Source organism: Mycobacteroides immunogenum (genome assembly GCF_001605725.1).
Classification (GTDB): Bacteria; Actinomycetota; Actinomycetes; order Mycobacteriales; family Mycobacteriaceae; genus Mycobacterium; species Mycobacterium immunogenum.
The window spans coordinates 320,616-342,149 of record NZ_CP011530.1 but is presented as its reverse complement, the minus strand read 5'-3'; the positions used below and the strand labels follow the sequence as shown (position 1 = coordinate 342,149).

The 21,534-nt window shown below is 64.3% G+C and carries 22 protein-coding genes and 1 tRNA gene; 14 read left to right on the top strand and 9 right to left on the bottom strand.

Annotation, left to right across the window (positions count from 1 at the left end; genetic code table 11):
- Positions 1–518: 518 nt before the first annotated feature.
- Together ABG82_RS28840 and ABG82_RS01695 are read right to left on the bottom strand one after the other, a co-directional pair.
- Complete coding sequence (locus tag ABG82_RS28840) at positions 519–2,672, bottom strand: TPR repeat region-containing protein (protein ID WP_234708099.1); 2,154 nt, start codon at positions 2,670–2,672, stop codon at positions 519–521.
- 50 nt (positions 2,673–2,722) lie between these two features.
- Positions 2,723–3,019 (bottom strand): hypothetical protein, encoded by a 297-nt coding sequence (locus ABG82_RS01695; protein ID WP_043079859.1) that lies wholly within the window; start codon positions 3,017–3,019, stop codon positions 2,723–2,725.
- 1,132 nt (positions 3,020–4,151) lie between these two features.
- Here ABG82_RS01695 and ABG82_RS01690 point away from each other — a divergent pair.
- From ABG82_RS01690 to ABG82_RS01660, 7 genes are all read left to right on the top strand, one after another.
- On the top strand, positions 4,152–6,899 hold the full coding sequence (locus tag ABG82_RS01690) for a phage/plasmid primase, P4 family (protein ID WP_054429057.1): 2,748 nt from the start codon (positions 4,152–4,154) through the stop codon (positions 6,897–6,899).
- Positions 6,900–6,933: 34 nt separating this feature from the next.
- Positions 6,934–7,779 carry a DUF2637 domain-containing protein gene (locus ABG82_RS01685; RefSeq protein ID WP_043079820.1) on the top strand — a complete coding sequence of 282 codons (846 nt, stop codon included), beginning with the start codon at positions 6,934–6,936 and terminating at the stop codon, positions 7,777–7,779.
- A gap of 676 nt (positions 7,780–8,455) precedes the next feature.
- Complete coding sequence (locus ABG82_RS01680; RefSeq protein WP_041927452.1) at positions 8,456–8,791, top strand: hypothetical protein; 336 nt, start codon at positions 8,456–8,458, stop codon at positions 8,789–8,791.
- The gene (locus ABG82_RS01675; protein ID WP_041927800.1) at positions 8,788–11,010 is read left to right on the top strand and encodes an FtsK/SpoIIIE domain-containing protein; all 2,223 of its coding nucleotides are present in this window, start codon (positions 8,788–8,790) and stop codon (positions 11,008–11,010) included. The genes ABG82_RS01680 and ABG82_RS01675 overlap by 4 nt, the downstream gene beginning before the upstream one ends.
- A gap of 5 nt (positions 11,011–11,015) precedes the next feature.
- Entirely contained in the window at positions 11,016–11,624 is a 609-nt protein-coding gene (locus tag ABG82_RS01670) for a hypothetical protein (protein ID WP_234708100.1), read from the top strand.
- A gap of 9 nt (positions 11,625–11,633) precedes the next feature.
- A complete protein-coding gene (locus ABG82_RS01665; RefSeq protein WP_043079862.1) occupies positions 11,634–12,194 on the top strand; it encodes a hypothetical protein in 561 nt (186 codons plus the stop codon).
- Between the two features lie 312 nt (positions 12,195–12,506).
- Positions 12,507–12,812, top strand: a complete 306-nt coding sequence (locus ABG82_RS01660; protein WP_043079821.1) for a hypothetical protein — start codon at positions 12,507–12,509, stop codon at positions 12,810–12,812.
- A 20-nt stretch (positions 12,813–12,832) separates the two neighbouring features.
- Here the strand turns inward: ABG82_RS01660 and ABG82_RS28405 are convergent, their stop codons facing one another.
- On the bottom strand, positions 12,833–13,045 hold the full coding sequence (locus ABG82_RS28405; protein ID WP_131725098.1) for a hypothetical protein: 213 nt from the start codon (positions 13,043–13,045) through the stop codon (positions 12,833–12,835).
- Between the two features lie 112 nt (positions 13,046–13,157).
- Here ABG82_RS28405 and ABG82_RS28775 point away from each other — a divergent pair, with 112 nt between their 5' ends.
- The 4 genes from ABG82_RS28775 to ABG82_RS01640 are packed head-to-tail and all read left to right on the top strand — an operon-like array spanning position 13,158 to position 15,932.
- A complete protein-coding gene (locus tag ABG82_RS28775) occupies positions 13,158–13,337 on the top strand; it encodes a hypothetical protein (protein WP_043079863.1) in 180 nt (59 codons plus the stop codon).
- The gene (locus ABG82_RS01650) at positions 13,337–15,328 is read left to right on the top strand and encodes a hypothetical protein (protein WP_234708101.1); all 1,992 of its coding nucleotides are present in this window, start codon (positions 13,337–13,339) and stop codon (positions 15,326–15,328) included. Before ABG82_RS28775 ends, ABG82_RS01650 begins: the two co-directional genes overlap by 1 nt.
- Before the next feature lie 11 nt (positions 15,329–15,339).
- Positions 15,340–15,612 (top strand): hypothetical protein, encoded by a 273-nt coding sequence (locus tag ABG82_RS01645; protein WP_043079823.1) that lies wholly within the window; start codon positions 15,340–15,342, stop codon positions 15,610–15,612.
- Entirely contained in the window at positions 15,612–15,932 is a 321-nt protein-coding gene (locus tag ABG82_RS01640; RefSeq protein WP_165589737.1) for a hypothetical protein, read from the top strand. Before ABG82_RS01645 ends, ABG82_RS01640 begins: the two co-directional genes overlap by 1 nt.
- Positions 15,933–16,204: 272 nt before the next feature.
- On the opposite strand, the gene ABG82_RS01635 is transcribed toward ABG82_RS01640, so the two are convergent.
- Positions 16,205–16,292, bottom strand: a tRNA-Ser gene (locus tag ABG82_RS01635).
- Between the two features lie 353 nt (positions 16,293–16,645).
- Between ABG82_RS01635 and ABG82_RS01630 the strand changes: the two genes are divergently transcribed.
- On the top strand, positions 16,646–16,942 hold the full coding sequence (locus ABG82_RS01630) for a hypothetical protein (protein ID WP_043079824.1): 297 nt from the start codon (positions 16,646–16,648) through the stop codon (positions 16,940–16,942).
- A gap of 190 nt (positions 16,943–17,132) precedes the next feature.
- A complete protein-coding gene (locus tag ABG82_RS01625) occupies positions 17,133–17,420 on the top strand; it encodes a hypothetical protein (protein WP_043079825.1) in 288 nt (95 codons plus the stop codon).
- A gap of 62 nt (positions 17,421–17,482) precedes the next feature.
- Here ABG82_RS01625 and ABG82_RS01620 read toward each other — a convergent pair whose 3' ends face one another.
- A complete protein-coding gene (locus ABG82_RS01620) occupies positions 17,483–17,941 on the bottom strand; it encodes a nucleoside deaminase (protein ID WP_043079826.1) in 459 nt (152 codons plus the stop codon).
- Positions 17,938–18,468: a tRNA adenosine deaminase-associated protein gene (locus ABG82_RS01615; protein WP_043079827.1), complete on the bottom strand. Its 531-nt coding sequence runs from the start codon at positions 18,466–18,468 to the stop codon at positions 17,938–17,940. Before ABG82_RS01615 ends, ABG82_RS01620 begins: the two co-directional genes overlap by 4 nt.
- Before the next feature lie 71 nt (positions 18,469–18,539).
- On the opposite strand from ABG82_RS01615, the gene ABG82_RS01610 reads away from it, so the two are divergent.
- Positions 18,540–19,499: a prephenate dehydrogenase gene (locus ABG82_RS01610; protein WP_078343375.1), complete on the top strand. Its 960-nt coding sequence runs from the start codon at positions 18,540–18,542 to the stop codon at positions 19,497–19,499.
- On the opposite strand, the gene ABG82_RS01605 is transcribed toward ABG82_RS01610, so the two are convergent.
- The 3 genes from ABG82_RS01605 to ABG82_RS01595 form a co-directional block, all read right to left on the bottom strand.
- Positions 19,496–20,044 (bottom strand): putative glycolipid-binding domain-containing protein, encoded by a 549-nt coding sequence (locus ABG82_RS01605; protein WP_043079828.1) that lies wholly within the window; start codon positions 20,042–20,044, stop codon positions 19,496–19,498. The genes ABG82_RS01610 and ABG82_RS01605 overlap by 4 nt on opposite strands.
- 87 nt (positions 20,045–20,131) lie before the next feature.
- The gene (locus tag ABG82_RS01600; protein WP_043079829.1) at positions 20,132–20,884 is read right to left on the bottom strand and encodes an ABC transporter permease; all 753 of its coding nucleotides are present in this window, start codon (positions 20,882–20,884) and stop codon (positions 20,132–20,134) included.
- Positions 20,881–21,534, bottom strand: a complete 654-nt coding sequence (locus tag ABG82_RS01595; protein WP_043079830.1) for an ABC transporter permease — start codon at positions 21,532–21,534, stop codon at positions 20,881–20,883. The genes ABG82_RS01600 and ABG82_RS01595 overlap by 4 nt, the downstream gene beginning before the upstream one ends.

The following is a 21,534-nucleotide window of genomic DNA, read 5'->3' as shown; positions in this document are numbered from 1 at the left end:
GGGAGAATGCTGTTCCTGTGCACTCAGTTTCGGGTCGGGTCCGAACGTGAGCCACACACCTGAGCTAATGAGAGCGTCGCTCTTATACCGACCATCTGGGGTTTGGTTAGCACTCCGCGAGTAGTACCGGCAGACGCCAGCCTTGAAACGATCTCCCTGTTTGGTCAGCGAAACTACCTCACGGTAGTCGGTACCAACGGATATTCCCCTGCTCGGGGTAGTGCCAAATACCTCATCGACTTTCTGAGAGTCGTTCAAGGCGTGTTCAAACCCCGGGTATCCTCCTACCCGAAGTGCGGTTGTCGGACCACCCGTGGTTGTTTGTGCAGCGGTAAACGACTCCGTCATTGCACGGATAAACGTGCCTTCCGGCGACATCAGATCGACAGCCTGCGTCGGCATCCAGTGGACTGTGCTGTGGTCCAGGTTTTCTGGCGGGGCAGGCTGTTTGGGCGCCTCGCCATGCGTACATGACGTGAGGAGCGCGGCGGCGAGGGCAATTCCCACGGAACAGAGCTTCACCACTGATGTTTGGCCCCCATGCCTTCTTGTGCCAACCAATGGTCGATACTGAGGTTGTAGTCGCGCGGCGCAATGTCCTTGAACCAGTTCGATAATTTGACCTGTGCATCTGCTTTCAGTCCGGGGTTAGCATCGGTCGCTGCTGAATTGAAGTGCCCGTCTTGGATGAACCTACCGATGCTTGGGTCATGCGCGATTTCGGGGTGCGCTTGGAGCATGGCGTCCAGAACACTTGTGTGATAGGACATCACATCGCCCACGCTTCGTGCTTGTGCTAGGTCTTGGGCGAAGCCATCGGGGAGTTGGGCTCCTTGTTGTTGGAGCTGTTGCACGATGTCGCCGACAGTGAATACCTTGTCCACGTTCGGAACCCAACCCACGACATCTTTAATGGCTTTGAGGCTGGCGGGGTCGGGGTGCTGCGCCACCGAATCAGCAGCACCGTCGAGCATGCCTTGTGAGAGCCGTCCCGCCGCATTGAGGTCAAGGTCACTGCCCGTTCTCGCGGCGTCGTTGAGAAGCTGCTGGTGCTGAGCCTGAGCTTGCTCGTTGATGATGTCGCCTGCATATTGGCCCTGGTCGAAGGTGGAAACCATGTCACGGAACTGGGATGCTTTCTCGAACGGCTGGATGCCAGGATCGTGGCGGTGTGTTGGGTCGGGGTCGGCGTACTGGCTCAGATATTCGCCTTGGACGTGTGCGGACGTTCCTGCCATTTCAGGGTTGTTCTGGGCGAAGTTCCCGCCGCCTGGCATGCTCTGCAGCTCAGGCTTGTGTTCAGCCATCCAGTGACCTTGGGCGTTGGCGGTTTCGGCACCCATCTGTGAGTGGTCGCCTGTCCACTGGACGACATCATCGACCTTGCCTGATTGGTCACCCCAGTTTCCTTCCATGACACCGCGAATGAATTTCTCGCCCTCGGTGGGCTCGCCGGTGACGATTTCGTGCACGTCCACATGGTCTTGCGCGGCGCTGTGATACACGTCCGCCATGGCATCGCGCAACGAACCATGGGCATCGGAAGTCAAATGGACAGGATTGCCTGTGTGACTGTCGATTTCGGCATCGCTGTATGCCGTGGCCGCATCAAGCATCGACCGCCCTGCTTCGGAGCCGTTTAGATAGCCGCCCGCGCCCTCGAAAATCTTTGCCACGTCTTGCATCTGGCCGACACCATGAAGTTCGATGTTCGCCGCCCCTGCCTTATCGGCGGCTACACCAACTCCGAGTGGACCACTACCAATCCTGTCGGTGCGTCCCAGCTCGCGCGCAATACTGTCGGGCAGGTTCACGCGGGAACCATTGGTGGGTATGAAGTTTTTCTTGGTGTCTTCGGTGACACCGCTGGCGTTGGTGACGCCCGAACGCACTTGGTCGTTGGACACCAGTGCGAAAGCGCGGGTCATGGCGTCGCGCTGCTCGGGAGGCAGCGAGGCTTTGATGGCTGCGATTTCAGCGGGGGTCTTGCCGTCGAACGAGTGTGCCAGTTGGTAGAGGTATTGCATACGGTTGGAGCCGATGTCGATTTTCCCGCCTGCGGCAAGGGTTTTGAGGTCGGCATCAGAAAGGGTGGAGGCGGCCTGCACGCGGGCCAGCACGTCCTGTTCCCACTGGGTGCCGCCCTGCAAGTACGCGCCGTCGTAGTGCCCATCGGCGGCTGTGAGTCCACCGATGGGATTGTATGAGGTGTTTAGCTCGGTGGCGATGGCCCTGATTTCGGTCTGGGCTTCCCGCTCGGCAGCCCACCATTTGTCGTACGCGGCTTGCAGTTCCTTGGTTACCCGCGCGGCCACGTCCTGGGCCTTGGCGATGTCCTGCGGTCGAGCCCTTGGTGGCGTTATCCAGGTGACAGTGCAATCCTCGGCCACGGCATAGCCGTGCGAGGTCATGTCGTCGTGAATCTGCACCGCTGCGCTGTGGGCTTCTTTGACCTTGAACGACAACGTGTTCAACGCCTCCGAGCCCGCGTCGCGTCCATGCTGGGTGACTCCGTACAGCATCTTCTCGTCGGCGGCGGCGGTGTCCTGGGCCGCGCCAGCGGCCTTGCCCTGCCAATCGGAGCCGCCTGGCCGGTCGATAGCGCGTTTGTAGTGCTGGCCGTCCTGCTGTATCTCGGTCAATGCCGAGATCGCCAGCCGTAGCCCTGCCATCGAGTGCTCGGGGTCTGACGACAGCAGTAACCGCAGGGAACGCCCCGCCATCAGTGGGCCGTCCGCGACAGGCCGCCCGTTGATCTGATCAACTGGGTGACATGTTCCTCGGTGTCGCCGAAGCCGTTCTTGGCCTGCACCGACCAATCAGCCACATTGGTGCACCGGCCCGCGAACGCCCGTTGTAGTCCAGGAATCGCTTGGCTCAGCAGCTCACGCACAGCCACTAATGACGGCGCTTCTCCGTCCTCCACCGTCGCCGGGTTCGCCGCCTTGCCGTACAACTTCTTACCCAGCGTGTTCAGCTCCGGGGACAGCTTCCCTAGAGCCTCCAAATCGACCTTCAACTGTTCGTCTGACATGAACACCCCCATGCAGTGGAAACGTGACTGAGAGACACCCTAACGGCTGCGAGAGTGCATAGCCAGGGACTCGACAATCCCAGGTCTGCGGGCTGACAGCGTGTCGCGCTCACCAGCAGGATCGCCACCGTGAAAACTGACCTCATGAACCTCCCCACCACCCCTGGCGGCTTCCGCACCGTCCTGGCCGACCCGCCGTGGAGGTTCGGTAACCGCAGGTCAGCGGGTGTTTCCGCACCCGAGTGTCCTGTTGGCGAGTGTGTTGCATCGAGCACAACGGCAAAAACGGCAGTTCTTGGCCACAAACTCTATAGGGTAAAAATGCGTGCTCTTTGTAGCTGTCACGTCCCCTAAACCCCGACATCGCGCGTCTGGAGGGGGAGGAAGTGTGTGTTTTTTCTGTATAGGGGTTAATGGCTGAAAACTGCCGTTTTTGCCGTTGTGCTTAATGCAACAGTTGGAAAGTGTGGTTGAACTGGGCTTTTCGGTGCCTAAGGGTATTGGTTGAGTCGGCGGAGATGCTGTTTCGGCCTGGCAGAAACGCCTATGTGACTGGCAAAAGTGGCCATCCACCCCTCCAATGTGACCAGCATCACATGCTTGCTGGTAGCTCATCCACCCCTGGCTGGCTCGGGTCTCGGCGCGGTCGATTTCCGTAAGATTCTTTGCCCAGTTCGGCCTCGGGATTGAGCCTCTTCTCAGAGGGTTCCGTAAGATTTCCGCTCCCGCCCGTGCGGATTCAGCAATCAAAAATTCCACCACGGGACGTGCAAACACACTGGTGGTGCGTCATTTTCAGTTGCATATGGGCAATCTGGAGCTAACGTTGATGGTATGGATGATGACGTTGACCTGCTACTGGGGGTCGGTGCTGCCGCAGCTCGCGCCGGTCGCACCCGCCGCGCGGTTCACGCGGCTATAACTGCTGGTCGGATACCCGCTTTATCAGTCCCAGTCGGCGGTGGACGCAGGGTCTGGCTCGTCCGTCAAGAGGACGTGGACAAGACCTGGAAGCAGAAGCGAAAAGTCGCCGCCTAACCCTGAAAACAAAATCAAGGCCAGCATCCCCGCCTGGAAACGAGCGCTGACCTTGACACCGAACACGAGAGAGTCCGACATGACCACTGTAACAGTGGATTTGCCAGCACAGCCACTCAACGAGAAGGACGCAGGCACCCTGATCACGGGCGCGGCATGCACCTCCGAGTTCCTTGCCGCGAACGAGCACTTGGTGCGATCCGTGGAGACCAGCATCGACCTTCGTCTCGGCCCTGACCGTACGCCGTGGGAACACTTGAAGTCCCGCCCACAGGGGATCCTCTTCGGCTGGCATCCACTCGACGGCGGCGAGCCCCGCTACCAGTTCCGCTCGGACAACCCCGCCGAGGGCGAGGGGAAGTACCAGTTCGAGCCTGCGCCGCGCGCCGCCAACCACGGCCTCGTCCGTGCGGGCGCTGACGACGGTCCAATCGCTCTCGTGGAGGGCTTCAAGAAAGCTCTCGCGGTCGCTTCGGTGCTCGCGGAGAGCGGCGACACCGACACGTGGGTGGTCGCGCTCCCGGGGTGCTCTGCGTGGTCTGTAGGCGGCTGGAGCCCCGACATCTCGCTCGTGCAGTTGGTCGAGGATCGTCAACTGCTGGTTTGCATGGACGCCGACGCCGCCGTGAACGCGTCGGTCTACGAAGGTGCTGAGCGGCTCGGCTCTGCGCTGTCGAACGCCGATTCCATCAGCTACGTCCAAGTGCCCGGTGGGGGAAAGACGGGTGTGGATGACTACTTGACGGTTCTTCCCATGGATAAGCGTGTGACGGCATGGAGTCGATTGGTGGTCAAGGCGACTGCTAAGCCCGCCGCTCGTCGTCCGAAAGCTAAGAAGGACACCGGACCGAAGAAGAGTCTCGCGCAGCAGCAGGCCGAGCTTTCCGAATCTGTTGAGCAGGCGTACCAATTCGTCGCGGGCCGAGTGAAGCTCCCACCGCGCCTCGATGGCGGGGTGTGGCTCCGCGAGGGCGGTGGTCTCGACGCCGACATGCTTGTCCGGGTCGTCGCCGAAAGCGACATCGCGCCGATTGCTCTGGCTGCGGACGGCACGGTGGCGGTGTACCGACACGGCGTCTACGACACCTCTGACGCTGGTTTCCCTGCGCTGGTGTCCACTCTGCTGGGCGCTCACTTCACGACAGGTCATCTGGCGAACGCCACGGCGAAGGCCACGGCGATGTTGCACGCGGCGGGGCTCAAGCTGCCCGATCTCGCGCCTCATCAGATGCTCAACGTCCGCAACGGCATGCTGGACTTGAAGACTCTGGTTCTGCACCCGCACGACCCGAAGTACCTGAGCGCGCGGCAAATCCCGGTGGACTGGAACCCGGACGCGACGGCTGCCCACTACGAGGACTGGCTGGCCGACCGTGTGGGGCCGTTCCAGGTCGAGTTGGTGGAAGAGGGCATCTCGCAGTTCCTCGACCCGAGCCTCACCCCGGCCAGGGCGCTCTTCCTGTTCGGCCCGTCGCGCTCGGGCAAGTCCACGATGCTGCGCCTTGCCGAGAAGCTCGCCGGGGGCGACGAGTTTGTCTCGGCGCTGACCTTGCAGCAGCTGTCCGAGGACAAGTTCAGCGCCGCCGAGCTGTACGGGGCCGCGCTGAACATCTGCCCGGACCTGCCCAAAGACCATGTGGACGACCTGTCGGTGTTCAAGCGCGTGACGGGCGACGACAAAATCACCGCCAACCGCAAGTACGGCAAGTTGTTCAGCTTCCGGGCGAACGCGCTGTTCCTGTTCTCGGCCAACACCATCCCGACTATCTCTGTCGCGGAAGGGGATGCGTATTTTGCGCGCACCGTGCCCGCCGCGTTCCCCAAGTCCTACAAGAACCGTGAGGATCCTTCAATCGAGAAGAAGCTCCGCGAGGAGCTTCCGGGGATTTTGGTGCGCTGGGCCAAGGCTCGCCAGCGCCACATCCTCTCCGGATACCAGTGGCAGAAAGCCCACCCGGCGGTCACGGCGCATTTCGAGTCCTCGTCAGATCGTGTGGCGCAGTTCGTCGGCCAGTGCTGCGAAGTCGGTGTGCGCTCGATGGCCAAAGCGGTGGGCGGCAGCACCGTCGTCCGCCGTGAGCGCGGCACGGGAATGAGCGTCGAAGACTCCTGGCTGGTCGGAGAGCCGCTACCGATTAAGAGCCTGTTCAATGCGTTCAACACTTTCCGTACGGGTGAAGGCCAGTCCGGCGGAATGAACTTGAAGACATTCCGCTCACGCATCGAAACCCTCCCCGGTGTGCGAGAAACACGGAACATTGCGGGCGCGCGCGTTCTCAACATCACGGTCAAGCCCCAAGAGGAATGGGGAGCCCGCGCCGACACATATGGCACGTTGATTCCCCTGCTCTTCCCGAACGACGACGGTGGGGACGACACGGACACCCCAGGCAACGTCACGCCTATCAGGGCCGACGTAGCTGTGACACCGCCTCCCGCGCCAGCGCCGAAGCCGACCCCGGCGGCACCCGCAGCTGCGGCCAAGGGGAAGCCGAAGGCCAAGGCCGCGCCCGCCAAGCCGAAGCCCGTCCCGACCGTCCACTACAACAGCGCTCCGTCCGTGCCGACTTTCGATTCGGCGGTCGATGAGCTGCTCCACAAGCTCGGACCGGACGCGAAGTTCCGCCCGTTCAACATCGACCAGCTGACCGAGCGGGCCGAGGCCGAGGCCCACGCGGAGGGCGGGCTCCCCGCCGTCGAGGAGCTGCGCTCCCAGGTCACCAAGCTCCGCGACGCGCTGGACGAGCGGCTGGCCCGGACAAACATTTGGGGAATCACCAGTAGGAGCGACTACCGCAACCAAGGGGACGTGACGGGCCGTGACTAGTCAATTCCCCTCCAGGACAGGAACACTGAGCTACATGAGCACGATCCTCACGTCCACGGAACTCGCGCAGCGGCACCACCGCGCGGCGGTGCGATTCTTCTGGGTTTGGTTAGCTGGCGCGACGGTAGTGTCCCTCTCCGGGAACGTCGCCCACGCAGCACTCACCGCGTCCGAGTCCACCAGGTGGCTCGCGGCAGCGGTCGCGGCAGTGCCTCCCACAGTGTTGTTGGCGTCGGTTCACGGCATCGCCGTGCTTGCGAAAACTTCGGCTTCCGGGCGGGTGTATCGCGCCGCCGTCGTAGCCACGACGGGCCTCGCACTCGGCGCGTTCATGTTGAGTTTCGTCGCGCTGCGCGACCTCGCAGTCATCGCGCACATCCCGCGCCCGCTCGCGTTCGTCTTGCCGTTGGTCATTGATTTGGCCATCGCCGTCGCGACCCTGGCGCTGGTTGCGGTTGGAGATAAACCGACGCGCCGCGCCTCTCAGCGCGCCGCGCAACCACAGGTCAGCAACCCTCGCGCGACCCCCACCGCGCCGCGCCAAGCCCTCTCCACCACATCCCCGAGCGCGCCCACCGCGCCGCGCTCCACCACCCCGGCCGCGCCCGTGACTCCGCGTCCCGCGCCGCCCAACGCGCCGCAGGAGGCTCCTGACGCGGCGGCTCCCGCGCCCGAGACGGTCGCGCTGGCCGAGAGGATTGTGGAGAGCAAGGCCGTTCGCCAGCCCGTCGCCACGGTCGCACGGATACTCGCGATGGCTGAGTCGGAGAGTCGGAAAAACGTGGTGGCCGAGCGGGTCGGCGTGCACCACAGCGTGATTTCAAAAGTTCTGGCTGAGGCCGAGCGGGAGCGCCGCCACGGCCTCGTGGCTGTGTCCTGAGCCCTTTGCCCGACCGCTCGACCTCCCGAATGCTCGAAAACGTAAGAGCCACCTTCAGATACCCCGTAAGACGGGCCGTAAGCAGCCACGTAAGGTCGCCCGTAAGATTCGCGAGACCCTCGATTTCGGGTGAGAGCACACTCCCATATGGCCTGCTAGGGAACACGTTTTACGGCCTCCCGAGCACCTCTCACACACCCGCTCCCGAGCCCCTCTCGTAACGCCCGCCGTAAGGCTCACTGACGGCCCAATCCTGGAGTGCCATAAGACCTCTCGGCCACCCGTCTCCCCAATCCGTAAGCCGACCAGCACCCGCCGAATCTCCTCACCGCACCGAGTCTCCGACTCGGCATGATGACTCGCGGCAACTCTCTGGCCCCCGAGAACCCCAGTGACCTGGCCTTTCCCTCCCTCGGCGCTCAGCCCCAACCCCTTTGAACTGCGAAAACATCCAACCCCTCGCACCCTCCGCATTCCTCGTTTCCCCAGTTCAGCGGCCTTTCTGACCCATTAGCAAAGTGCAGTGTTAATGCCAACATAACGGAATGTGCTGATACACACCGGAATTGGTGACATTGAGGGTTGACATGGCAAAGATTCTGGGTTTATAATCTCAATTAGCCCCAGGTCAGCCGCTCCGCGCCCGCCCTGGTAGCTAGCCCGAAAGGAGGTTGACGTGGGAAAGCTGATTTTCGCTGGCCTGCTGGGCTTTTCGGGACTATCAGTCCTTTCCGACTATCCCGTCGTCGGGTTCGGCCTCCTGGCCGTCGCCGCGCTCCTCGTATGGATGTCATTGCAGGGCCGTCGTTCTTCTCGGCCTGTCTCCCATGCTCGTCCGACCGAGTGGGCGCAAGCGCGCCAGCAGTCCCAGTTGGAAGTGGCCCGCGCCGAGCGTGAGGCGCGTGCCGTGGTGCGTCGCGCGGTTCGCCAGGCCGACAAGCGCGGCCAGGCCGCTGTACAGCGCGCCGCCGCGCAGGTGCAAGCAGAGCAGGGTTCGGGGTGGTCGGCGTGAGCCGCGATGCGCGCCGCGCCGCGCTCGCCCGCAAACAGGAGCGTCGCCAGGATTTCATGTGGCAGCGTGATGTTCGGATGTCCGACGCGAACGCGCTCGCGGTGCTCAAGGACTCCGAGAAAGCAGATGTCGAGCGCGAGAGGCTCGCCGAAAAGCTGGAAGCTATCGCCCAGCGTGCCGCAGTGGACGCGCAGCGTGCGGTGGCCGAGCGCGACAAGGTGTGGAGCGCCGAGGAGAAGAGGATCCTCACGCAGGCCAGGATCGTGCGGACTGGCGGCTCGGCGGGCATCCCGCCAATCTGGCTCACTCACTGGCGCGCGACGCTTCCCGTCTCCCTCGCTACGCGGCTCGGAGTGTCCTCGTCTGAGAGCGGGCCTGTGTTCGCCCTGCGCCCCGGCGGCGGGATTTCCGAGAGTGACGTGATTTCGTCAGTTGTTCGCCAGGAGGCCCCCGAGCTTGCGAGTGACGTGGCGTTCATCGGCTGGGCAGACGGTGTGGAGTCGCTGCTGCCCGACATCGCTCACAGGTACGCGATGCTCGAAAGCGTTCGTGACGATGCTTGGCTTGCGCGGCTTTTCGAGGCGGCTGGGGTGACCACGACGGAGACCCGCGTGGAGGCCGTGCAGGGCGAGTACGGCGTGTATGAACGCAGGGCCACTGTGGTCGATGTGCCCGCGCTGGTGGCCGCGAGCGTCGATGAATCAGGTCTGGTTCTTCGGTTCGCGCACCGCACTGGCGATGCGGCGGACAAGTGGACCAGGGGCTTGTCAGCGTTGCGGTCTGGTTTCTCCGCGTCGGGCGTGAAGGCCGAGAATCTGCGGGTTCTCGACGGACCCGCAGGCAGCATCGAGCTGCGTTTCGAGGACGCGCCCGATGTTTTCCCGAAAGCGCTGGCACCCGAGCCGCCGAGTGTTCCCGTGGGCACGGTGAGCGAAGCGATAGCGCGGTATCACGCCGCCGAGTGGGTGATGGGCGTTGATGCCCGTGGCCAATGGCTGACCTATCCGCTGGCTGACCACCCGCACGCATTCATCGTCGGCGGCACGGGCGGCGGCAAGTCTGTTTGGGTTCGCACGCAAATCGAAATGCTTCGTGCGGGGTACCGCGATCCCCGCACGGGCGGGGATGCGGGCGGCGGCTGGCGGCTGTTCGTCGCTTCGGGCAAGCCCAGCGACTTCGCGGGCCTTGAGGGCCTTCCGGGTATTCAGATGGTTGCGACGGACACCGCGCAACTGGTCGTGATGCTGCAAGCGGTCAAGTCCGAGATGGACCGCCGCATCGCCGCAGCCGCACAGGCGAAGCGGGAAGGAAAAGGCGCGACAGCCTTCGACTTCCCGCCCATCGCCGTCATCCTCGACGAGTTCGGATACCTGGGCATGGGCATCGTGAGCCAGTACGGAACCAAAGGCTTGAAGTGGTTCCGACTGCTTGTGGATTCTCTTCTCCGCGTTGCGCGGGAGACTCGAATCCATGTTGTGCTGTCCACGCAGACCGTGCGCAAAGAGCAGTCCGATCCCGCGAGCATTCCAGGATCCTGGCAGGCGAACATCTCTATGGCGGTGTCGCTCGGCAACCCGGACGACAGCGAGACTTTGAACAACGCTTTTGGTGCGGCCACCCGTGAGCGCGCCGCGCAACTTGGCCCTCGCCTGGTCGGCCACAAAGGGCGCGGCATGACTGGCGACGAGCTGGGCAAGAAAGTCATCATCTTCCAGTCGCTGTACGGATGGAGCCCCGGCACCACATCGCTCGACCCCCAAGCTGACCCGAAAGTGGCTCCACCGACTCCCGAGGTGCGCCGTGCATGGGAGCAGTGGGAGCCCATCAGCTCGTCGGTTCCGTGGCTCGCGCCGAGACTGGGTATCCAAGCCGCATCACCCGCCTGGTCGGACGGCGACCTGGAAGAAGTCGCCCAGACACCCGTCGTCCCGCTGACTGACCGCGACGGCATCCTCCGCCCTGGCATGGAGACATGTGATCCCATGAGCCCCGAGTGGCTCGGTGCGCAGACAGCCAGTATCGCCACGGCGGCAATCGACTTCGTTGACGCGGACTCGGAAACATGGGACGTGACAGCACTTTCCACGACCAAGGCCGAGCCCGCCAAGCCTGCTCGAACACCCAGAAGGCGGGCAACTCCCGCTCCCACGAAGAAGGAAGAAACCGTGACTTCCGACCCCGTGCGGGAGACCCCGCGCACCGACTTGGACGGGTGGTGATTGTCATGTCTCGCAGCGTTATCGCACTTGATGTCACGGTCACCGCCGTCAGCATCGCGCGTGTCGCCGAGGGTGAGCCCGTGCCGTCCACGGGCCTCATCGTGGCCCCGCCGAGCGGGCGAGACTACTCGCTGTCGGCCACCCGCGCCCGCACGGACCACACCGCCGAAATGGTGCTCGATGCCGTGCTCTCTAGGGGATTGCCGACCCTCGTAGTCATGTCGAAACTGACTCTCGGTGACATGAACCGCGACCCATCGGGTGGGCGCAGAGCAGCACTCTGGTGGGCCATCACGGGTCGCCTGCTCGACGCGGGGATCCCCGTGGCCGAGTTGGCCACGGCCACAGCACAAAAGTGGCTGTGCGGCCACGGCGCGGTCGGGCATCGGGGATATGTGGCGCTCGACCGTGCTGTCCGCGACACATGGCCGAGCGTGCGCGACCGTGGCGAAACGTATCGGATGTCCGCAGTGGCCCTCGCGGCTGCTGGGTGCGCAGTCGTGGGAATCCCGACCGCCGTGCCGTGCACGGACGCACGGCTGAAAGCCCTGAGCCCGATGGTGCTGCCGAGCGGGTGGCGCTTGCCAGAGACGACGAAATCAGAAGTGGCATAGGAGGAAATGATGAACTTCAAGAGAATTGGCGCAGCCGTGGTCGTCGCGGGAGCCCTGGCTTTTCCGTTGGCCGCGTGCGGGAGCAGCGCTCCGCCAGCGCCCACGGCGACCGCCGCGCCAACGACCCTCAGCAGCGGATTCCGCGACAGCTACTGCAACATCAACTCCAGCACGCGCAAGGCGTGCGAGCAGCACGACACCGAGGCAGCGAAGCCACCTGCGCCCGCGCACCCCGCGTCCAGTGGACTGCCGTGGTGGAGCTGGCTCCTGATCGTGCCAGCGGGACTCATCGCCGCGCTCGTCATCGGACTCAAGCTCCTGGAGTGGAGCGACGAGCGCACCATCTCGCGCGCTCAGGCGCGGGTAGCCGAGCTGGACGCTCGCCCTCGCTCCGTCCAGGACTACGACGACTGGGCCGAGGACGACGAGGAGGACTACCCGTACGAGGACGAGCTGGACGACGGGTTCGAGTACCCCACAGCCACCGACCCCGTGCCTGCGCCAGCACCGTCCACCCCACCAGCGGGCGGTGGGAGCTTGCTGTCCTCCCTGCGCCAGCAGTCCCAGTAGACCTCGACCCAGACAATTCGACCGACCGACCATCAGAGAAAGGAAAGAAGAAATGAAGAACACCAGGATCCTCGCGGCCACGGCAGCGAGCCTCGTGGCGGTCGGTCTACTGGCCGCACCAGCCGCGCTGGCCGACCCGACCCCAAGCCCAACCCCAAGTGGCGACTACTCGCCCGTGCGGATTCCGGGATTCTCGTGTGTCGATGCGTGGGATTTCGATACATGCATCGCTAGTGCTGGGAAAGACTTGGGGCAGCCCCCCGCGTACCTCGTCCACACGGCTTCCCCAGCCTGGACAGGAGGTCAGGGACGATGAAAAGCCTTGTCATCACGGGCATCACGACTCTCGCCCTGCTCGCCGCACCGCAGGCCGTGGCCCAGGCCGACCCATCGGGCTGGTGTCAGTGGAACCCCGAACTCGGGTCGCACTCGTGCGATTACATCGTCAGCCCAGGCGAGGATGAGCCCGTCCACACATGGTCTGTTCCCGACTGGTGTCAGTGGACTCCCGAGCTGGACACGAGCCAGTGCGGCCTGGTAGTCGGGGTGCCTCCGCACGGCACGCTCATCAGTGAGCCAGGCGATTGGTCTCAGCCAGAAATCCGCACCAAGGATTAGCGTGTGTCCATGACTACCTATCAATCCCGGACGGGCACAATGAAACTCGTGACGCTGGTCGTCGCGGCCAGCGTGGGACTGGTGGGGTGCTCCGTGCACCCCACCACCCCCTCGGGGTCGAGTTCGGCGGGGCAGACGAGCAGTTCGGTGAGTGCTCGGGCGCTGGTGGACGTGAGCGCCGTGTGGGCTACCGAGCCGCTGCCAGACTGCCCGAAGCTGCCGATTGTTTTCAACGGCGATGCACCGCAGGGAATTACACTTCCAGACAAGGCGAGCGTTGCAAAACAGCTTGCGGGAGTTCGCAGTCCAGCGACAGAAACATGGGTACGGACGAAGCTCGGGTGGGTGACGCAGGCTCTAGCCATTACCCGCGCCGACATTAGTGACCATCCGACTGCCAGTGACGCGAATATGGCTGAGGGCAAGGGGTTTGAGCGGTACGTGGCTCATGTGAAGAGCGAGCTGTTGGACGGGCATGACATCGCAGACCCAGTTGACGGTGACTATCCCGAGGGGTGCCGATAGTGACTCCAATACCAGACCTCCAGAAGCCCACGGATGACCCATACTCCCTGATCGGGCATTCCTGGCCAACCGAGAGTGAGCAGTCCTACCGCTCGGCAGAGGTCGCCGCAGGCGATGCCTCGACAGCCGCGTCCGCGCAGGCGCAAAGTGCGGCGGACGCAGAGTCCAAGATGGTCGATGAGAGAGGAAGAACAGCGGAGTCGGTATCGGGCGGGTACGCCTCGGTGTCAGAACAATTGGGCGAGCACGCCCGCAGTCTCACCACCGTCTCTGCATGGATGACCGATGCCGCAACCAAGATTGAGGGAGCCAAGCGCCGTATCCGACAACTTGTATCCACAGGCACAAGCGAAATCCGTGATGCCTTCAACTCCGAACTTGCGGGCACCCCCGTTACCCCATCATCGGCCACCCTCACCGACCACTACCGTGGTGAAATCGGCTCTGTGGCGGCAACACTCGCGACAGAATTGGACGGTATCGGGCACTCACTCGTGGGTGACCCTGGCGCATCTCGCACCCCGACTTATGTCCGCGCGGCTGCATCCGCGACTCCCACCGTCGAGCAGGCGGCTGTTCACCACAGCATCACGGGGGAGGGGCCTCACGTCGAGCCGCAGCGCTTGCCTGAAATGCCTCGCGCCACGAGTACCCTATCGAGTGCCGAATCGCCCAGTGTGCCAGGGACGCCCAGCACGCTAAGCGCGCCGACGCATGCCATGAATCCCACACTGGCCAATCTCGTCTCAGGGAGTGGCCCATCGGGCAACACCACGGCTCCGAGCGGAACTGGTTCCTCGCACGGCTCGGCGTCGGGCACCACCAGCGCTCCCGCTGGTCAGCAGCAGGTTCCCCAACCGTCCGAGCAGCACCAGACCACGAAATCACCAGTGCTTCCGCGCATTCCGTCCATCGAACTCCCGAACATCCCCACAGCTGCAGCGGACATCGCCACGGCGGTCACCAGCTCGGTAGGACATCAGCTCCCCGTCGCAAGCGCGGTACCCGCCACGCCGACTGTTCCCGTGTCCACGGGCATCACACCTGGCACCAGTGGCGCACCTCCCATGAGCCCCGTGACTCCAGGAGGGCTCGCGCCCATCGGCGGGGGTCTCACCCCGCCACCCGTCACCCAGGGCGTTCCCACGTCTCAGGGGACACCAGCCCCGTCCAGCCCAGCGGCTCCCGCTCCTGCCCAGAGTCCACCACCAGCTCGTGGCCCCGTGGCCGACTTGGCTTGGCTGCAACGGACATACGGCCTGGCTCCTGGCCTCGACCTCCCCAAGTCCGAGACCACCTACATCCCAGCTCTTTTCATCTCCGAGCTGCCCGATGGCGAGGCTCATCTGCACCTCGTGCTGGCCACGCTCCGCCAGCAGTTCGACCAGTCCAACTGGTCTCAGCCCCTCACCGTCGCCAGCATCAGGCGGGGCCTGGAGCACAGAACCGTCTACGTGACAGCGGACGCCCTATCCATTCATCCCCATGATGTTCTCCTGCCCCACGGGGTCATCCCGCTGGACGAAATGCCCAACACGCCAGCCACGTCCGAGCTGGCTGGCTCCCTCATGGTCACCGACAAACTCACCTCCCTCATCCCCCGTGGATGGGCCATCGAGCAGGTGCTGAGCACCGTTCCGGGCGGGGAGAGCAGCCAGACCGTCGAGCAGTACCAGGCACTCGTTGAGGGCGGGGAATTATTGGCTTGCAAGGTATTTCGTGGTCGTGATGATGTGACGGATGATGAAGCTCTGTCCACTTTCGCTCGTGCGTCGATTGGGAGCACGGGATGCAGCGAGTTGGATGTCGAGTCGGCTCGGCTTCGGTCGGCCAGGTGGGTCGGCACGCAGCCCACTGGGTATCTCGATGGACTCGCCAGGTGGTATCTCTCGGACGCCGCAGAAGCGATGAGCTGGGGACGGTGGGGAGAAGCCGTGTACGCCAGCCAGAAGTACACGAGTCTCAATCAATCGAGAAGGCAAGTGGCATAAGGAGATAGAAGATGAAGACGATTCCCGATTTGAAGACCGAGGGGCTCCACCCCGACCACGCGGACATCCTGGAGCACAGTCTGGCCCATGCCCGAGCCCTGTTGGCCGAGGCGCAACAGGGGCCACTCGATAGCCCCGACCCGCTGGTCGATGGGGCCGACCGCCGTCCGACGAAGGAGGCGGCGGGTAACGGGTCATCCGAGGGCCAGCGGGCGGGATCCCCGTGGGAGGCCGACGTGGTGACGAGCTGGGTCAGTCCCAATCTCAAGAGAGGAAAGAAGTGATGTCAGGAACAGTCGCAACGAGCGGTGACCCTGTAGTTCAGCTCCATCGTGGAGTCGCGCAGTCGGCGCGGGAGGCGGTGAGCGCCTTGCCCACGGTGTCGTCGGTGGGCATGAGAGCGGGCCATGCGTCGATTCTGGAAGCCGCGTTGGCGGAGACTCGGAAGACGCTGGGGGAGCTGGCTCGGGTGGGGGATGTGGGAGCTGCTGGTGCTGAGGCGCTGGGGGATCAGGACTCCGAGAACGCGGGACGGTTCGGTGGCTGGGATTCCCCCGAGATTCAGGTCAAGGGTGAGCCGCACGGGGAGACGAGAGTCATCTGATGAGGAAGGAGGTGATGGCGGTGGAAAACCAATGTGGCTGCGAGGCGCACCCTGCGTGGGCCGTGCTGGACGAGCTGGGAGTCGAGTACGAGCGCGTTGAGCAGTGACGAAAGGCTGGAACCCAAGAAGCCCTCGTGGATGTCCACGGGGGCTTCTTTCTGCGGTAACTCTGCACCAATTCCCCACGTCATTCTGGCACCTGATGTGGGGAATTGGGGGGATTGATGTTTCAGGGGCGGCTCTCGAATCTCTCGAAAACCGCCCCTGACCTGCGGTGGCGGAGGGATTTGAACCCTCGGACGGGGGTTACCCGTCACACGCTTTCGAGGCGTGCTCCTTAGGCCGCTCGGACACGCCACCGCCGAGAAGACTACAGGCAGCAAGGCCCTATCCCCCAATCGGTTGATCCGGCTATCCGCCGCCGCCCGCGCGTGACCGCAGATGAAAGTGCTTTATCGCACCCGGGACCGGCAGTGTTAGCAACACACCCCCCATATGCATGAGAACGCATGGCTGACAGAAAACTCCCAGCGTGCTCTACGAAAACAGCGGCGCGGCTCTCAGGAATGTGGCTTTCCATCTTGCTTGTGCAGGTTCTCGTTGACATCACGGCGGCCGCCTCGTCGGGGCGGGCGGACGGCGTGCGGCAGCAATGCCACAACGGCATCGGCACGAAGGAGATCGACTCAATCACGATGGGAAGGCCCTGACCAATGAGAATCCTCGTAGGCATCGCTGCCTCGGCAGCCATCGCGGCCGGCGGACTTGGCCTCGCGGCCACCGCCAACGCGGCACCCGCCATACCCGCTCCCACGTACCACTGGTGCCCGGGCGAGTTCTGGAATCCCATCTGGGGATTCAACTGGGAATTCGGAGAGTGCCACGACGACTGGCACCGCGATCGCGACGGCGACCGGCATGACCGCGACTGGCGTGGTGACGACCGCGGCGACTGGCACGACCACGATCGTGGCGATTGGCATGATCACGGTCGCGACTGGAGGCCGTAACCACATCTAGCTCGCAAACAATCCCGCCCGCCGGAACACCCCCGGCGTGTGGGATTGTTTGCTATTTGAGACCGACTCGTTGTCGACGAGATCTGTTTCATGCGCGAAACTGCATGAATAACAGCGTATTTACAGCATTTTGTACGAATAGAGGGCACGTATTGCCAGTTAACAATGCTTTGCTGATGCCGTGAAAATACTCGTTGGAATTGCCGCATCCGCTGCCATCGCCGCAGGTGGACTCGGGTTGGCCGCCACTGCCAACGCCGCGCCAGCACCGGCCCCTAACTACCACTGGTGTCCCGGTGAGTTCTGGAACCCGATCTGGGGTTTCAACTGGGAAGGAGGCGAATGCCACGACGACTTCCACCGCGACCGCGATGGCGACGACCATGGCCGCGACTGGCGACCCGATGATCATCGCGATGACCATGGACCTGATCGTGGACCCGACCGCGGCAACGACTGGCACCGCTAGGACTCCCTAAATACGGCCCGTCCGGCGCGAGACCCGACCCCTGATCGCGCCGGGCGGGCCACTTATCTTTTCGCGGCGAAGAACTGTTCCAGCAGTGCCGCGCACTCGTGCTCCAGCACACCGCCTCGCACTTCGGGGCGATGGGCCTGACGGCGATCCCGCACCACATCCCACAGCGATCCCACAGCCCCGGTTTTGGGCTCCCACGCCCCGAACACCACCCGGTGCACTCTCGCGAGAACCAGAGCCCCCGCGCACATGGTGCACGGCTCCACGGTCACCGCCAGGGTCGCCCCCTCCAATCGCCAACCGTCACCATGCTTGGCGGCAGCCTCCCGCAACGCCAGCACCTCCGCATGGGCCGTCGGATCGCCAAGGCGCTCACGTGCATTGGCGGCGCGCGCCAATTCGGTTCCGTCGGCGGCATAGATCACCGCGCCAATCGGCACGTCGTCGGCACCCGCCGCGCGGGCGGCCGTCAGCGCGGCGCGAATCAGCGCCTCATCGTCGGGAAATGTCACCGATCCAGCTTGTCGAGCACCGCACCGAACTCATCGGCGAAACCCATGCGGGCGGCGATCATGCCGAGCTGCTCGTCGGGGTAGAGATCGGTCTCACTGAGGATGACGCTGAGCACCGGCTCGGGCAGACCTATATCGGAAAGCAGGCCCAGATCGCCTTCTTCCCACGGATCAACCTCGTCGAGCTCATCAGGATCGAGCTCCGGGACAGGAACATTCAGCCTGTCAAGAACCTCGACGGCGATGTCATAGTCGATGGCGGCCGTGGCGTCGGAAATCAGCAGATGAGTCCCCGACGGCGCAGGCCTGATGATGATGAAGAATTCCTCGTCAACATCCAGCAGGCCGAAGACCGCACCGGCGCTGCGCAATTCACGCAGCTCGGTCTCGGCCGCCGCCAAATCCGTGAGCGCCCCGGCCTTCAGCGAGGTGACCCGCCAACGACCTTCCTCACGCACGACGGCCACACCGAAGCCCTCCAGGCTCTCGGCACTGGGCCCTGCGGCCTTTGCGCGCTGTGCGTCCATGGGCAATACGGTAATGCCACACCCCGTGTTGTGACCACAACCCATTTGGTCACGTATGCCAACCTGATGAGGTGAACGTCGCCGAACACGACCACCAACGCCCCCCGATCTGCGTACTTGGCCTCGGGCTCATCGGCGGCTCGCTCATGCGCGCGGCCACCGCCGCCGGCCGTCACGTCTGGGGATACAACCGCTCCGCCGAGGGCGCCGACGCCGCACGGGCCTCCGGGTACGACGCCACCGCCGACCTGGACCTGGCCCTGCGGCGGGCCCGCAACGCCCAGGCTCTGATCGTGCTCGCAGTACCGGTTCCGGCTTTGGCCCCGCTGCTCACCCGCATCGCGGAGCTGGCTCCCGAGTGCCCACTCACCGACGTCACCAGTGTGAAATCAGCTGTCCTGCAAGAGGTGTCCGAACACGGCTTGGCGCACAAATTCGTCGGCGGCCATCCCATGGCAGGAACCACCGAATCCGGCTGGAGCGCCGGGGACGCCCAGCTCTTCCGCGGCGCCACCTGGGTGGTCAGCGTCGATGACGGTGTGGATCCGCAGGTCTTCGCCCAGGTGACCCAACTGGCCCTGGATTGCGGGTCCGTGGTGGTTCCGGCGCGTTCGGATGAACACGATTCGGCGGCGGCGGCCATCTCGCACCTGCCACATCTTCTCGCTGAGGCGCTCGCGGTGACCGCCGACGGAGTACCACTGGCCTACTCCCTGGCCGCCGGCTCATTCCGGGACGGCACCCGGGTGGCCGCCACCGATCCGTCGCTGGTGCGCGCGATGTGCGAATCCAACCCCCATGGCGTCCTCCCCGCCCTGGAAGAGGCCATGGCGCTGCTGGCAGCCACCTGGAACACCCTGAACGCCGAGAACTCGGTGGAGCTACTCGTCGAGGCCGGCCATGCCGCGCGCCAGCGCTATGAGGCGCACGAACGGTTCGATATCAGCGGCATCAGCCGGCACGACGCCAACTGGCGCGAGCGGCTGGCCGAAGCCGGCCGGGCCGGCGGCGTGCTGCGGCAGGTGCCCTAGATCCGGACGGCCAGTCCGGGGTACTCCAGCAGAAAGCCTTCGTCGTCGACAGTGACGGTGGTGTCCGCCACCGGCGAGACAACCTTGATGCCGGTGCCGTCGTTGCGGTAGCTGATGGTGGCGGGGCTGACCCCCAGATCCGGCAGGGTCACGTAGACCACAGGCAGCACCGCGCTGCCTTCCTGCTGGTAGAGACCGGTGCGACGGATCGGCAGCGCGTTGAAGAAGGGGCTGAACACCACATCGACGTCGAGCGCGCCGTCGAACGCGGAGCGGGTGGCGCCCTCATGGTTCTGCACGGTCCACATGCCCTCTTCGTCCCGGGCGATCGACAGCTGGCGTTCCCGCTCGGCAACTGTGGTGGACAACGACAGCCGATTGGTGGAGCCGGTTTCATCGGTCACCAGGTCATATGAGGCGCTGAACGCGGGGTGGGCGTCGGACGCGCCGGCTACAAAACGGCCATGCGCACGGATACGGCGGCCCGATAGTTGGACCCTGGTGGATTCCATGCGCGACGCGTCGTGGGCGCGCCAGGTCAGCACGGCAGGCCCAGTCGCCTCGGGGGTATTCACCCGTCTACCGTAGGCGACCGCGCAAATTGGCTTCCTCTTGAGCCCCTAGCGGCCGGGCTAACCCGGCGAGCGCGGCGTTGCGCCCGCGGACACGCCGCCATCCGGGTACCGAACGTGTCCTTCGCGATCCGGCAGGACGGGCACCGGGCGCAGCCGTCCGGTGCCCGGGACCGACAACCACACCGCGAGAGCAAGCACCGCGTCGAGCAGCAGCGCCAGCGCGGTCACCATGATGGCGCCGACCAGCGCCAGATGGAACTGCCGGACCTTGATGCCGTCGATGAGATACCGGCCGAGCCCGCCCAGACTGGCGTAAGCGGCCACGGTCGCGGTCGCGACGATCTGCAGGGTCGCCGTGCGCAGCCCGGACAGAATGAGCGGCAGCGCGTTGGGCACCTCGACACCGAACAACACTTGGCGCTGCGTCATCCCCATGGCCCGGGCCGCCTCCACCACGGTGCGGTCCACATTCGCGATGCCCGAGTAGGTGCCCGCCAGGAGCGGCGGCACGCCCAACAGCAGCAGCGCCACCGTAGGGGGCACCAGGCCCAGCCCCCACAGCAGCACACCCAACAGCAGCACGCCCAGCGTCGGCAGGGCCCGCAGCGCGTTCACCGCGCTAACCACCAGGAAGGTGCCACGACCGGTATGCCCGATGAACAACCCCAGCGGCACCGCGATCACCACCGCCGCCAGCAGCGCCATCGCGGTGTATTCCAGGTGCTCGCCGATCCTCACGCCCAGGCCGCTGGTGCCTGTCCAATGAGAAGCGGTGCCTATGTAGCTCAGCGCGTCGGAAAGAAAATTCATGCGGCACCAACGGCCTTCGTTGCCCTGGCCCACGGCGTGGCCGCGCGCCCCAGCATCACCAGCAGTGAGTCCACCATGACCGCCAGCAGAAAAATCGCGACGATACCCGCGATAATCTGGCTGCTCTTGTTGGCCTGGTACCCCTCGGTGAACCAGGTTCCCAGGCCACCGATACCGATCACCGAACCCACCGAGACCATCGAAATATTCGTGACGGCAACCACTCTCAACCCTGCCACCAATACCGGGACGGACAGCGGCAACTCGACCCGGACCAGGCGGGCCAGGGGCCGGTATCCCACCGCGGTGGCCGCATCCCGGATCTGCGGGGCGATGGCATCCAGCGCCTCCGGCACCGCGCGGATGAGCAGCGCCGTGGTGTAGAGCGTGAGCGCCACCATCACGTTGGCCTCATCGAGTATCCGGGTCGGAATGATCAACGGTAACGCGACGAACAATGCCAGCGAGGGAATGGTGAACACGACGCTGGCGATCACCGTCGTCACCCGCCGCGCGACGCGGTGCCGATGAATCAATGCGCCCGCGGGGATTGCGATAACCAGCCCGATAAGAATGGGTACCAGCGACAGCCGCAGGTGGATCAACGACAACTGCCACGCGTCGCCGAGATGAGTGAAGAGGTAACGCAT

Coding starts and splice junctions, on each gene's coding strand:
- ABG82_RS28840 (WP_234708099.1), bottom strand. CDS start 2,672: ATGGCAGGGCTACGGCTGGCGATCTCGGCATTGACCGAGATACAGCAG.
- ABG82_RS01690 (WP_054429057.1), top strand. CDS start 4,152: ATGACCACTGTAACAGTGGATTTGCCAGCACAGCCACTCAACGAGAAG.
- ABG82_RS01685 (WP_043079820.1), top strand. CDS start 6,934: ATGAGCACGATCCTCACGTCCACGGAACTCGCGCAGCGGCACCACCGC.
- ABG82_RS01670 (WP_234708100.1), top strand. CDS start 11,016: ATGTCTCGCAGCGTTATCGCACTTGATGTCACGGTCACCGCCGTCAGC.
- ABG82_RS01665 (WP_043079862.1), top strand. CDS start 11,634: ATGAACTTCAAGAGAATTGGCGCAGCCGTGGTCGTCGCGGGAGCCCTG.
- ABG82_RS01660 (WP_043079821.1), top strand. CDS start 12,507: ATGAAAAGCCTTGTCATCACGGGCATCACGACTCTCGCCCTGCTCGCC.
- ABG82_RS01645 (WP_043079823.1), top strand. CDS start 15,340: ATGAAGACGATTCCCGATTTGAAGACCGAGGGGCTCCACCCCGACCAC.
- ABG82_RS01640 (WP_165589737.1), top strand. CDS start 15,612: ATGTCAGGAACAGTCGCAACGAGCGGTGACCCTGTAGTTCAGCTCCAT.
- ABG82_RS01630 (WP_043079824.1), top strand. CDS start 16,646: ATGAGAATCCTCGTAGGCATCGCTGCCTCGGCAGCCATCGCGGCCGGC.
- ABG82_RS01615 (WP_043079827.1), bottom strand. CDS start 18,468: ATGGACGCACAGCGCGCAAAGGCCGCAGGGCCCAGTGCCGAGAGCCTG.
- ABG82_RS01600 (WP_043079829.1), bottom strand. CDS start 20,884: ATGAATTTTCTTTCCGACGCGCTGAGCTACATAGGCACCGCTTCTCAT.
- ABG82_RS01595 (WP_043079830.1), bottom strand. CDS start 21,534: ATGCGTTACCTCTTCACTCATCTCGGCGACGCGTGGCAGTTGTCGTTG.